This is a genomic window from Streptomyces sp. CA-288835 (genome assembly GCF_050936385.1).
GTDB lineage: Bacteria > Actinomycetota > Actinomycetes > Streptomycetales > Streptomycetaceae > Streptomyces.
The window spans coordinates 5,142,757-5,154,716 of record NZ_JBNJMW010000001.1; the positions used below are offsets into that span (position 1 = coordinate 5,142,757).

Here is an 11,960-nt window from a genome sequence, read left to right on the forward strand (position 1 = left end):
TCAGTGGGCGTCGACACCCGTCGACGGTGCCGACAGGGGGAACCAGCCGATTTCCCGGCGCGTGGATACGATCAGTAAGCAGTACCAGGACAGCGACGAAGGAGGAGGTGCCCCATGGGAGTCCTGAAGAAGTTCGAGCAGCGTATCGAAGGTCTGGTCAACGGCACCTTCGCCAAGGTGTTCAAGTCCGAGGTCCAGCCCGTCGAGATCGCGGGCGCGCTCCAGCGCGAGTGCGACAACAACGCGACGATCTGGAACCGTGAGCGGACCGTCGTCCCCAACGACTTCATCGTGGAGCTGAGTACGCCGGACTTCGAGCGTCTCAGCCCGTACTCCGGCCAGCTCGGCGATGAGCTCGCCGGCATGGTGCGCGACTACGCGAAGCAGCAGCGCTACACCTTCATGGGCCCCATCAAGGTCCATCTGGAGAAGGCGGACGATCTCGACACCGGCTTGTACCGGGTACGCAGTCGTACGCTCGCCTCCTCGGCCAGCCAGCAGGCTCCGGAGCGCGCTCCCGCAGGCGGTCCGGCCGCCCGGCCCGGGGGCTACGGCTTCCCGCCGCCGGCCGCGGCCCAGCAGGCGGGCGCTCCTCCCATGCCGGCCGCGCCACCGCCCGGCGGCCGTCCCGGCCCCGCGTCGCCGATGGCCCAGGGCCGCGCCGCGGCGCCCGGCCCGCTGCCCGGTGCGCGCGTACGGCACTGGATCGAGATCAACGGCACTCGCCATCAGATCTCCCGCCCGACGCTGGTGCTGGGCCGCAGCACCGACGCCGACGTGCGGATCGACGACCCCGGCGTCTCGCGCCGGCACTGTGAGATCCGGACCGGAACGCCCTCGACGATCCAGGATCTCGGGTCCACCAACGGCATCGTGGTGGACGGGCAGCACACCACCCGCGCTACGCTCCGCGACGGCTCGCGGATCGTCGTGGGCAGCACCACCATCATTTACCGGCAAGCCGAAGGGTGAAGCGGGGGCAATGTCAGAGCTGACCCTCACGGTCATGCGGCTGGGTTTCCTGGCCGTACTGTGGCTGTTCGTGATCGTGGCCGTGCAGGTCATCCGCAGCGATCTGTTCGGAACGCGTGTCACACAGCGCGGCTCGCGCCGGGAGAGCGGACGGCCTCCAGCGGCCGCCCGGCGGCAGGAAGCGCCCCCGCAGCAGCGCCAGCAGGCGAGCGGCGGCGGCCGTCAACGCCGTGGCGCGCCCACCAAGCTCGTCGTCTCCGAGGGCATCCTCGAGGGCACGACGGTCGCGCTGCAGGGGCAGACCATCACGCTGGGGCGTGCGCACGACTCCACGATCGTCCTGGATGACGACTACGCCTCCAGCAGGCATGCCAGGATCTACCCGGACCGTGATGGCCAGTGGATCGTGGAGGACCTAGGGTCCACCAACGGTACGTATCTCGACCGGACCCGGCTGACGACCCCCACGCCGATTCCGCTGGGCGCGCCGATCCGCATCGGCAAGACCGTCATCGAGCTGCGGAAGTAGTACGACAATGAGCGAGCGGAGCGAGCACGCAGCGGCGGTCCCCTGGGCGGACCCCGGCGCGCTCCCGACCGGAGGGTGGGCACCGTGCGGATGTACCCGGAGCCGACGGGCGAGGTGCGCATGAGTCTGTCACTGCGCTTCGCCGCCGGATCGCACAAAGGCATGATCCGCGAGGGCAATGAGGACTCCGGTTATGCCGGTCCGCGCCTGCTCGCGATCGCCGACGGGATGGGCGGCCAGGCCGCCGGTGAGGTCGCCAGTTCCGAGGTGATCTCCACCATCGTCGCGCTCGACGACGACGTGCCGGGTTCCGACATCCTGACTTCGCTGGGCACGGCCGTGCAGCGCGCCAACGACCAGCTTCGGCTGATGGTCGAGGAGGACCCCCAGCTCGAGGGCATGGGGACGACGCTGACGGCACTGCTGTGGACCGGGCAGCGGCTCGGTCTCGTGCATGTCGGCGACTCCCGTGCGTACCTGCTGCGGGACGGCGTGCTCACGCAGATCACGCAGGACCACACCTGGGTGCAGCGGCTCGTCGACGAGGGACGTATCACCGAGGACGAGGCCACCACGCACCCGCAGCGCTCGCTGCTGATGCGTGCGCTGGGCAGCGGCGACCATGTCGAGCCGGATCTGTCGATCCGTGAAGTCCGCGCCGGCGACCGGTACTTGATCTGCTCCGACGGTCTGTCGGGGGTGGTCAGCCATCAGACGATGGAGGACACCCTCGCCAGTTACCAGGGCCCGCAGGAGACCGTGCAGCAGCTGATCGAGCTCGCGCTGCGCGGCGGCGGCCCGGACAACATCACGGTGATCGTGGCCGACGTACTCGACATCGACGGCGGGGACACCCTCGCGGGGCAGATGTCCGACATCCCGGTCGTCGTGGGCGCGGTCGCCGAGAACCAGCAGCAGCAGATGCACGACGACGGCACGATGCAGACGCCCGCGGGCCGCGCCTCCAGCCTCGGCCGTCCCGCGCCCTCGGGGGGCGGCGGCGAGTTCGGCCCGCCCGGCAGCGGCGACACGACCGGATACGTACCCACGGACGGCTTCGGTGACTACACCGAGGACGACTTCGTCAAGCCGCGCCGCGGACGCAAGTGGCTGAAGAGATCCCTCTACGGCGTGCTCGCGCTCGCCGTCATCGGCGGCGGGCTGTACGGCGGTTACCGCTGGACGCAGACGCAGTACTACGTCGGCACCAAGGGCGAGCACGTCGCGCTGTACCGCGGTATCAGCCAGGATCTGGCCTGGGTTTCGCTGTCGAAGGTGGAGAAGGACCACCCCGAGATCGAACTCAAGTACCTGCCGCCGTATCAGCAGAAGCAGGTCGAGGCCACGATCGCCGAGGGCGGCCTCAGCGACGCCAGGTCGAAAGTCGAGGAGTTGGCCACGCAGGCGTCAGCTTGCAAGAAGGACGCCGAACGCAGGCAGGCCGAGAGCCGTAATAACTCTCAGACAGGTGAAGGCGAAGCAGGCGGCACCACGGGAACCACAAGGACGTCCGTGGCGTCGAAGGCGACACCATCACCGACCCAGAGCCCGAACTCGCAGGCATCACCGTCCGCCGACCCGTCCCCCACCGCACCCACTCCCACACCCGGTCCCAGCCTCTCGGAGGAAGAGCAGAAGCTGGTCTCGCTGTGCGGTAAGCAGTAAGCAACGCACGCTGTGAGAGGCCCCGTTACGCGATGAGCAGTACTACGAACCCATCGACGCACCATACGTCCACGATCGGCGCCATCGGCGCGCCCAGCCGGCGCAACACCGAGCTGGCGCTGCTGGTGTTCGCCGTCGTCATCCCGGTGTTCGCCTACGCCAACGTGGGCCTGGCCGTCAACGACCAGGTCCCGTCGGGCCTGCTCGGCTACGGCCTGGGGCTCGGCCTGCTCGCGGCGGTCGGCCATCTCGTTGTGCGGAAGTTCGCGCCGTATGCGGATCCCTTGTTGCTGCCGCTGGCTACGCTGCTCAACGGGCTGGGGCTGGTGCTCATCTGGCGCCTGGACCAGTCGCCCAGACTCCAGCAGCGCGCCGAATCCCTGTTCGGCTCCTTCAGTCCGGACGCCCCAAAGCAACTGCTCTACTCGGCGCTCGGCATCGCGCTGTTCGTGGCGGTCGTCATGCTGCTCAAGGACCACCGCATCCTGCAGCGCTACACGTACATCTCCATGGTCGCCGCCATCGTCCTGCTGCTCCTGCCCCTGGTTCCCGGCCTCGGCGCCAACGTCAACGGCGCCAAGATCTGGATCAGCATCGGAGGCTTCTCCATCCAGCCGGGAGAGTTCGCGAAGATCATCATCGCGGTCTTCTTCTCCGGGTACCTCATGGTGAAGAGAGACGCCCTGGCTCTCGCGAGCCGCCGCTTCATGGGCCTGTACCTGCCACGAGGCCGTGACCTCGGCCCGATCCTCACGCTCTGGGCCGTGAGCCTGCTCATCCTCATCTTCGAGAACGACCTCGGCACATCGCTGCTGTTCTTCGGCATGTTCGTGATCATGCTGTACGTCGCCACCGAGCGGACCAGCTGGATCGTCATCGGCCTGCTGATGTCCGCCGGCGGCGCGGTCGTCGTCTCCACCTTCGCCAGCCAGGTCAAGGTCCGTGTCACTGCCTGGCTGGACCCCTTCGGCTGCTACGAGACCTCCGGGGCCTGCGAGCAGATCGGCCAGTCGATCATGTCCTTCGGCTCCGGCGGCGTACTCGGCACCGGACTCGGCCAGGGCAACTCCGACCTCATCGGCTTCGCCGCCAACTCCGATTTCATCTTCGCCACCGTCGGCGAGGAGTTGGGCCTGGCCGGAGTCATGGCGTTCCTGCTGCTGTACGGCCTGATCATCGAGCGGGGCATCCGCACCGCGCTGGCCGCCCGCGACCCGTTCGGCAAGCTGTTCGCCACCGGACTCTCCGGCGCCTTCGCCCTGCAGATCTTCGTCGTCGCAGGCGGCGTCATGGGCCTGATCCCGCTCACCGGCATGACGATGCCGTTCCTTGCCTCCGGCGGCTCCTCCGTGATCGCCAACTGGGCCCTGATCGGCATCCTTCTCCGCATCAGCGACACCGCCCGCCGCCCGGCACCGGCCCCCGCCTCCAACCCCGACGCCGAAATGACCCAGGTGGTCCGCCCGTGAACAAGCCCCTGCGCCGCATCGCGATCTTCTGCGGGCTCCTCGTAATGGCCCTGCTCATCCGCGACAACTGGATCCAGTACGTCCAGGCGGACACGCTGAAGAAGCACGAGCACAACCGCCGCGTCTCCATCGAGCGCTACGCCCAACCTCGCGGCGACATCATCGTCGACGGCAAGCCGATCACCGGCTCCACCGAGACCTCGAGCAGCGACTTCAAGTGGAAGCGCACCTACAAGGACGGCGAGATGTGGGCCCCCGTCACGGGCTACGCCTCGCAGGCCTTCGGCGCGACGCAGCTGGAATCCATCGAGGACGGCATCCTGACCGGCAACGACGACCGGCTGTTCTTCCGCCGCACCCTCGACATGATCACCGGCAAGAAGCAGAAGGGCGGCAACGTCGTCACCACCCTCAGCAGCGCTGCCCAGAAGGCGGCCTTCGAGGGCCTCGGCGACAAGAAGGGCGCCGTCGCCGCCATCGACCCGTCCACCGGCGCGATCCTGGCGCTCGCCTCCACGCCCTCGTACGACCCGTCGACGTTCGCCGGGAACTCCACGGACACCGACACCAAGGCCTGGACCAAGCTCCAGAAGAAACAGAACCCCGACGACCCGATGCTCAACCGGGCGCTGCGCGAGACCTACCCGCCCGGCTCCACCTTCAAGGCCGTCACCGCGGCCGCGGCCCTCGAACACGAGCTGGTCACGGATCCCGACGCGAAGACCGACTCGCCGGACCCGTGGACCATGCCGGACACCACCACCGAGCTGCCGAACGAGGGCAACATCCCGTGTAAGGACGCGTCACTTCGCAACGCCCTGAAGTTCTCCTGCAACACCGTGTTCGGCAAGGTCGGCTCCGACCTCGGCAAGGACAAGATGCTGGAGACCGCCGAGAAGTTCGGCTTCAACAAGGAGCAGTTCGTCCCGGTCCGCGCCAGTGCCTCCGTCTTCCCGACCGCCATGGACAAGCCGCAGACCGCGCTCAGCTCCATCGGCCAGTTCGACACCGCCACCACCCCGCTCCAGATGGCCATGGTGGCCTCGGCCATCGCCAACGACGGCACCCTCATGAAGCCGTACATGGTCGACCGGCTGATGGGCCAGAATGTGGACGTCGTCGAGCAGACCGAACCGAAGGAAATGAGCAAGCCGCTCTCCCCGGACAACGCCCAGAAACTGCAGTCGATGATGGAGACCGTCGTCGACGAGGGCACCGGCACCAAGGCGCAGATCCCGAACGTCAAGGTCGGCGGCAAGACCGGTACCGCCCAGCACGGCGTCAAGAACGAGCTGGCGCCCTACGCCTGGTTCATCTCGTACGCGAAGGCCGACGACGGCAGCTCGCCGGTCGCCGTCGCCGTCGTCGTCGAGGACAGCCAGGCCGAACGTGACGACATCTCCGGCGGCGGTCTCGCCGCACCGATCGCGAAGGACGTGATGAAGGCAGTACTCGACAGCAAGTGACCCCGCTCACGTCCCCTTCACATCGGTGCACGTTGCGATACCGGTCCTGTATCGGGTGACGGTTGTGGCCAGGTCAGTAAAGGCGAGCCGGGTACGGTATGCCCGGACAGCACACCGCCGGACCACACAACTGGGTGCGGTCGGAACCGACGGAGAGGGCTGGTAGGTAGCTATGGAAGAGCCGCGTCGCCTCGGCGGCCGGTACGAGCTGGGCCAGGTGCTCGGCCGTGGTGGCATGGCGGAGGTACATCTCGCCCATGACACACGGCTCGGCCGCACCGTGGCGGTGAAGACGCTGCGCGCGGATCTCGCGCGCGACCCTTCCTTCCAGGCCCGGTTCCGCCGGGAGGCCCAGTCGGCCGCCTCGCTCAACCATCCCGCGATCGTCGCCGTGTACGACACGGGTGAGGACTACATCGAGGGCATCTCCATCCCGTACATCGTGATGGAGTACGTCGACGGGTCCACGCTGCGCGAGCTGCTGCACTCCGGGCGCAAACTGCTGCCCGAGCGCGCCATGGAGATGACCATCGGCATCCTCCAGGCCCTCGAGTACTCACACCGCAACCAGATCGTCCACCGCGACATCAAGCCGGCGAACGTCATGCTGACGCGCAACGGCCAGGTCAAGGTCATGGACTTCGGCATCGCCCGCGCCATGGGCGACTCCGGCATGACGATGACGCAGACCGCCGCGGTCATCGGCACCGCCCAGTACCTCTCGCCGGAACAGGCCAAGGGCGAGCAGGTCGACGCCCGGTCCGACCTGTACTCCACGGGCTGCCTCCTCTACGAGCTGCTGACGGTCCGGCCGCCCTTCGTCGGCGACTCCCCGGTCTCCGTCGCGTACCAGCACGTACGCGAGGAGCCGCAGCCGCCCAGCAACTTCGACCCCGAGATCACGCCCGAGATGGACGCCATCGTCCTGAGGGCCCTGGTCAAGGACCCGGACTACCGCTACCAGTCCGCCGACGAGATGCGCGTCGACATCGAGGCCTGCCTCGACGGCCAGCCCGTCGCGGCCACCGCGGCCCTCGGCTCCGTCGGCTACGGCGGCTACCCCGACGACAAGCCGACCACCGCCCTGCGCCCCACCCCCGGCGGCCAGCAGACGTCCATGCTCCCCCCGATGAACCCGGACGACGGCGGCTACGGCTTCAACGGAGGCGACCGCCGCGGCCCGAAGAAGAGCAACGCCTCTACGATCCTCCTGGTCGTCGCGGGCATCCTGGTCCTGGTGGGTGCGGTCCTGATCGGGCGGTGGGTGTTCAGCTCGACGGGCGGTGCGGGCGACGAGTCGTTCCCGGCACCCACCTTCATCAACAAGACAGTGCCGGAAGCCAGAAACATGGCGAAGAACGTCGACTTGAAGGTGGCGACGAAGGAACAGCCCTGCGACGACACCCCGAAGGGCAGTGTCTGCGCACAGGACCCGAAGGCGAAGACCCCGGTCAACAAGGGCGACACGGTCACGCTGACGGTGTCGACGGGGGCGCCGAAGATCGCTGTGCCGGACGTCGAGGGTCAGCAGTTCGAGAAGGCTGAGGCCGACCTCACGGAAAAGGGCTTCGATGTCCAGCGGGAGACCGAGGAGTCGGACCGGACTCCGGGCGTCGTCATCTCCCAGGATCCGGCAGGCGGCACGGAAAAGGAGAAGGGTTCGACCGTCACCCTGACCGTCGCCAAGAAGCCGGAGCAGGAAACCGTCCCGGACGTCACGGGCAGGACCTGTGACGAGGCCAAGGCACAGATGGAGGCCAACAACCTCACCGGCGTCTGCGTCGACGTGGAGACGGACGACGACAACCTGATCGGCAAGGTCATCGCCACCGACCCCGAGGCCAACTCCCAGGCCGAGCCGAACTCCACGGTGAACATCCAGATCGGCAAGGAAGCCGAGGACGAGGAGCAGGTCCAGGTCCCGCAGGTGGTCGGCCAGACCGTGGGCCAGGCCAAGCAGATCCTGAACCAGGCCGGCTTCACGAACATCCAGTTCCAGCCGGGCGCCGACCAGAGCGACACCGCGCTCGTCCAGGACCAGGACCCGGACCCGGGCCAGCAGGTCGACGACCCGGCCGGCACAACGATCACCCTCAACACCGTCGGCTTCAACAACGGCGGCAACAACAACGGCGGCGGAGACAACGGAGGCGGCGGCATATTCGGCGGCGTCAACGGCGCCTCCGCCCGGAATGAGGACTGACACCGACCCGTCCTCATTGGGCCCGCATACGGCTCGTGAAAGAGGTCCGGCACCCTTCGTACGAAGGGTGCCGGACCTCTTTCACGAGCACCCCGACTGGGTCCCACAGGACCCCGGTCACATCAGCGCAACTCCTCCGGCGGCGTCCGCTCGTCATCCACCTTCTCGACCCGGTCCAGCTCGCCCCACACCACGTACCGGTACGTGGAGGTGAAGACCGGGGTGCAGGTCGTCAACGTGATGTAGCGGCCCGGCTTCTTCTTGCCGGATTCCTTGGGGACGGGGGCGAGGACATCGACGTTGTACTTGGAGGTCTCGGGGAGGATCTCGTAGACCTTGTAGACGTACCACTCGTCCTTGGTCTCGAAGACGATCGAGTCGCCCTTCTTCATCTTGTCGATGTTGTGGAACTTCGCGCCGTGCCCGTCGCGGTGCGCGGCCAGCGAGAAGTTGCCCTTCTTGTCCTGCGGGAGCGCGGACTTGATCGGGTCGGTGTAGTAGCCGGCCGTGCCGTCGTTGAGGGACTTGGCGGCGGTGCCCTTCTTGACCAGTACCTCGCCGTTCTTCATGGCGGGTACGTGCAGGAAGCCGATGCCGTCCTTGGTGTCCAGGCCGATCGGACCGCGGCCCTCGGCCCAGTGGTCGCGCACCTTGTCGCCCTGCTTGTCGGCCTTGCGGTCCGCGACGACGTTCGTCCACCACAGCGAGTAGGCCACGAACAGGCCGAGGATCAGGCCCGCCGTGATGAGGAGTTCACCGAAGACGCTGACGGCCATCGCGATCCGGCCGGGGCCGCGACGGCGCGGTGCGGGCGAATGCGCCGATGCCGCGGTCTGCTCTTCGTGGTCGGTCGTCGCTGCCACTCTTCATCTGTCCTTAACTGACGAGCGCATCCGGCTTGCCCTTGCTGCGCGGCCGTTCCTCGACCATCTTGCCCCAGACGATCATCCGGTACTTGCTGGTGAACTCGGGAGTGCAGGTCGTCAAAGTGATGTAGCGGCCCGCCGTGGTGAAACCCGACCCCTTGGGGATCGCGTCCAGGACGGCCGTATTGCTCGGCGCCGTCACCGGCAGGATCGACGCCATCGTGTAGACGAAGTACTGGTCCTGCGTCTCGACGACGATCGGATCGCCGGGCTGGAGGCGGTTGATGTACCGGAACGGCTCGCCATGCGTGTTGCGATGCCCGGCAAGCCCGAAGTTGCCCTTCTTCTCGTCCGGCATCGCCGTCTTCAGATCGTCCTCCGCGTAGTGACCGACCATGCCCCGGTCCAGAACGCGCTTCTTGTCGATGCCCTCGGCGATCGGCACGACCACGTCCAGCTTCGGAATGTGCAGAAGGGCGAAGCCCTGCCCCGGCTCGAACGCCCCCGGCTTGCGCTTGCCGGCCGCCCAGTCGTTCTGCAGACTGCTCGCCGCACTGCCCGCCTGGGCCTCCGCCCGGATGTTCGTCCACCACAGCTGGTACGTCACGAACAGCAGCATCAGCACGCCGGTGGTGATGAACACCTCACCGATCGCCCGGCTGGCCATCACCGCCATCCCGGGCTTCTGCGCCCGAGCCGCCCGCCGCGCCTCCACCCGCGAGCGCGGTGTCGCGCCGTGCTCCTCCGCCGACTGCTCGTGCACCGACCCGCCATGCCGCCCATGCCGCTTGGCGGCCTTACGGCGGGCCGCACGGCCGCCGGCATCCGGGGCATGGGAGCGGGCGTGCGTGGCGGACCTGGCCGCCCGCATGGACTCGCTGTCCGGCACGCGCAGCGCGACGGTCTCTTCATCGATCGGGGGCATCGGAGGGGGCGACGAAACGGGCTCGTACGGCTGGGAGTACGCCTCCTCCTGCCATGCCTCTCCGTACGGTGGCTCCCCGCGGTCGGGCCTCGGCCTCGGGGAGAGTTCGTCGTACGAAGGCTCGTGCGAGGGCTCGTACGACGGCGAAGACTGCGGCTCCGCGTACGACGAAGCCGTCTGCTCCCCGTACCAGTCCCGCGCATACCCCTGCGGGTCGTACCACTCCTGCTCCGGCCCTGCAGCGCCGCCATACGCGGCAGCGGCCCCGTACACGGTGTCCTCACCGTACGGGGCGGCACTGTCGCGCTCGGGGCGCAGGGCGGTCACGCCGTGGCCCTGCCCACCACCGGGGCAAGCCCCGTCGACCTGGCCACGGCCTCCGGGTCACCGCACTCGGCCAGCCAGTTGGCCAGCATGCGGTGACCGTGCTCGGTCAGCACCGACTCGGGATGGAACTGCACGCCCTCGACGGGCAGTTCACGATGCCGCAGCCCCATGATGATCCCGTCATGCGTACGGGCCGTGACCTCCAGCTCGGCCGGAACGGTCCCCGGCTCGGCGGCCAGCGAGTGGTAACGCGTCGCCGTGAAAGGAGAGGGGAGCCCCGCGAAAACACCCCGACCTTCGTGCTCGACGAGGGAGGTCTTGCCGTGCAGCAGCTCGGGTGCTCGGTCCACGACACCGCCGTACGCCACCTGCATCGACTGCATGCCCAGGCAGACCCCGAAGACGGGGACGCCGGTCGCCGCACAGTGCCGCACCATGTCGACGCAGACACCGGCCTCTTCCGGAGTGCCGGGCCCGGGCGACAGCAGCACACCCGCGAAACCGTCCTGAGCATGCGCCGTCGACACCTCGTCGTTGCGCAGCACCTCGCACTCGGCGCCCAGCTGATACAGGTACTGGACCAGGTTGAAGACGAAGCTGTCGTAATTGTCGACGACGAGAATCCGCGCGCTCACTGGTTGTCCACCGTCACATCGTTGAAGGGAAGCAGCGGTTCGGCCCACGGGAAGACGTACTGGAACAGCACATAGACCGCCGCGAGCACAAGCACGAGCGAAATCAGCGCCCGCACCAAGGTGTTTCCCGGCAGATGCCGCCAGATCCAGCCGTACATGCCGTCCCTTCCGTCGCCGTACCACACCAGACTAACGGCGCAGCGCCTCAGGTTTCCCAGCCTCCACGGGCTGTGTGGCATCGAGGTGCGCCCACACGATCAGCCGGTGGCTGCGGCCCCATTCCGGTTCACAGGTCGTCAGCGTCAGATAGCGGCCCTCGCGGGTGTATCCGGACTTGGGTGGCACAGGGTCAATCACCGCGATGTCCGTGGGCACTGTTTTGTAGGGCCCCTTGTCGATCCGGTACGTGAACCATGTCGTGCCGTCGGTCAGCACCACCGCGTCGCCGGCGCGGAGCTTGGGGAAGTCCTTGAACGGGTCTCCGTAGGTGCGGCGATGGCCCGCGACGGCGAAGTTGCCCTCCTGGCCGAGCTGCGCGGTGCTCGCGTAGTGGCCGAGGCCCTTCTTGAGGGTGTCGGTCTTCGTGCCCTCGAGCACGGGCTTGTTCCACGTGAAACCGAGCCTCGGGATGTACATGACGGCGAAGGGATCGCCGTCCTGGTACGGCGCCGGCGGCTCGGGGTTCTCGGGGGTGGGGGCCTCGGACGCCTCGGACTCGGCCGCGACCGTGCCCTTCGACCACCGGTCCTGGAGGCTGGCGATCTGGTCGTCCATCGCGCTGTCGGCCTTCACGCCGGTCCATAAGAGCACGTAGGCGACAAACAGCACGATCACGCTGCCCACGGTGATACACAGTTCGCTCAACGTCCTGATGATCACTCGCATCGGCGGCTCCCGGCGCGC

General features: G+C 67.8%; 11 protein-coding genes. 6 read left to right on the top strand and 5 right to left on the bottom strand.

From position 1 onward, the window contains the following. Positions 1-114: 114 nt before the first annotated feature. From ACQEVY_RS23115 to pknB, 6 genes are all read left to right on the top strand, one after another. The gene (locus ACQEVY_RS23115; protein ID WP_432951393.1) at positions 115-972 is read left to right on the top strand and encodes an FhaA domain-containing protein; all 858 of its coding nucleotides are present in this window, start codon (positions 115-117) and stop codon (positions 970-972) included. A 10-nt stretch (positions 973-982) separates the two neighbouring features. Then, positions 983-1,501, top strand: coding sequence for an FHA domain-containing protein FhaB/FipA (locus ACQEVY_RS23120; protein WP_432951394.1), 519 nt, complete (start codon positions 983-985; stop codon positions 1,499-1,501). Between the two features lie 120 nt (positions 1,502-1,621). Next, positions 1,622-3,166 (top strand): Stp1/IreP family PP2C-type Ser/Thr phosphatase, encoded by a 1,545-nt coding sequence (locus ACQEVY_RS23125; RefSeq protein ID WP_432951395.1) that lies wholly within the window; start codon positions 1,622-1,624, stop codon positions 3,164-3,166. Between the two features lie 32 nt (positions 3,167-3,198). Next, complete coding sequence (locus ACQEVY_RS23130) at positions 3,199-4,635, top strand: FtsW/RodA/SpoVE family cell cycle protein (RefSeq protein ID WP_432951396.1); 1,437 nt, start codon at positions 3,199-3,201, stop codon at positions 4,633-4,635. Further along, positions 4,632-6,101, top strand: coding sequence for a peptidoglycan D,D-transpeptidase FtsI family protein (locus tag ACQEVY_RS23135; protein ID WP_432951397.1), 1,470 nt, complete (start codon positions 4,632-4,634; stop codon positions 6,099-6,101). Before ACQEVY_RS23130 ends, ACQEVY_RS23135 begins: the two co-directional genes overlap by 4 nt. Positions 6,102-6,273: 172 nt before the next feature. Further along, positions 6,274-8,304: a Stk1 family PASTA domain-containing Ser/Thr kinase gene (gene pknB / locus ACQEVY_RS23140; RefSeq protein ID WP_432951398.1), complete on the top strand. Its 2,031-nt coding sequence runs from the start codon at positions 6,274-6,276 to the stop codon at positions 8,302-8,304. A gap of 122 nt (positions 8,305-8,426) precedes the next feature. Here the strand turns inward: pknB and ACQEVY_RS23145 are convergent, their stop codons facing one another. The 5 genes from ACQEVY_RS23145 to ACQEVY_RS23165 are packed head-to-tail and all read right to left on the bottom strand — an operon-like array spanning position 8,427 to position 11,942. Then, positions 8,427-9,167 (bottom strand): class E sortase, encoded by a 741-nt coding sequence (locus tag ACQEVY_RS23145; RefSeq protein WP_432951399.1) that lies wholly within the window; start codon positions 9,165-9,167, stop codon positions 8,427-8,429. A 13-nt stretch (positions 9,168-9,180) separates the two neighbouring features. Beyond that, the gene (locus tag ACQEVY_RS23150) at positions 9,181-10,422 is read right to left on the bottom strand and encodes a class E sortase (protein ID WP_432951400.1); all 1,242 of its coding nucleotides are present in this window, start codon (positions 10,420-10,422) and stop codon (positions 9,181-9,183) included. Further along, on the bottom strand, positions 10,419-11,057 hold the full coding sequence (locus tag ACQEVY_RS23155) for an aminodeoxychorismate/anthranilate synthase component II (protein WP_432951401.1): 639 nt from the start codon (positions 11,055-11,057) through the stop codon (positions 10,419-10,421). Before ACQEVY_RS23155 ends, ACQEVY_RS23150 begins: the two co-directional genes overlap by 4 nt. Further along, positions 11,054-11,215 carry a hypothetical protein gene (locus tag ACQEVY_RS23160; RefSeq protein ID WP_432951402.1) on the bottom strand — a complete coding sequence of 54 codons (162 nt, stop codon included), beginning with the start codon at positions 11,213-11,215 and terminating at the stop codon, positions 11,054-11,056. Before ACQEVY_RS23160 ends, ACQEVY_RS23155 begins: the two co-directional genes overlap by 4 nt. A gap of 31 nt (positions 11,216-11,246) precedes the next feature. Next, positions 11,247-11,942, bottom strand: coding sequence for a class E sortase (locus ACQEVY_RS23165; protein WP_432951403.1), 696 nt, complete (start codon positions 11,940-11,942; stop codon positions 11,247-11,249). Positions 11,943-11,960: the final 18 nt, after the last annotated feature.

What these genes read in the sequence shown, in the direction of transcription:
- ACQEVY_RS23115 (WP_432951393.1), top strand. Translation starts at nt 115, where the DNA reads ATGGGAGTCCTGAAGAAGTTCGAGCAGCGTATCGAAGGTCTGGTCAAC.
- ACQEVY_RS23120 (WP_432951394.1), top strand. Translation starts at nt 983, where the DNA reads ATGTCAGAGCTGACCCTCACGGTCATGCGGCTGGGTTTCCTGGCCGTA.
- ACQEVY_RS23125 (WP_432951395.1), top strand. Translation starts at nt 1,622, where the DNA reads ATGAGTCTGTCACTGCGCTTCGCCGCCGGATCGCACAAAGGCATGATC.
- ACQEVY_RS23130 (WP_432951396.1), top strand. Translation starts at nt 3,199, where the DNA reads ATGAGCAGTACTACGAACCCATCGACGCACCATACGTCCACGATCGGC.
- pknB (WP_432951398.1), top strand. Translation starts at nt 6,274, where the DNA reads ATGGAAGAGCCGCGTCGCCTCGGCGGCCGGTACGAGCTGGGCCAGGTG.
- ACQEVY_RS23160 (WP_432951402.1), bottom strand. Translation starts at nt 11,215, where the DNA reads ATGTACGGCTGGATCTGGCGGCATCTGCCGGGAAACACCTTGGTGCGG.
- ACQEVY_RS23165 (WP_432951403.1), bottom strand. Translation starts at nt 11,942, where the DNA reads ATGCGAGTGATCATCAGGACGTTGAGCGAACTGTGTATCACCGTGGGC.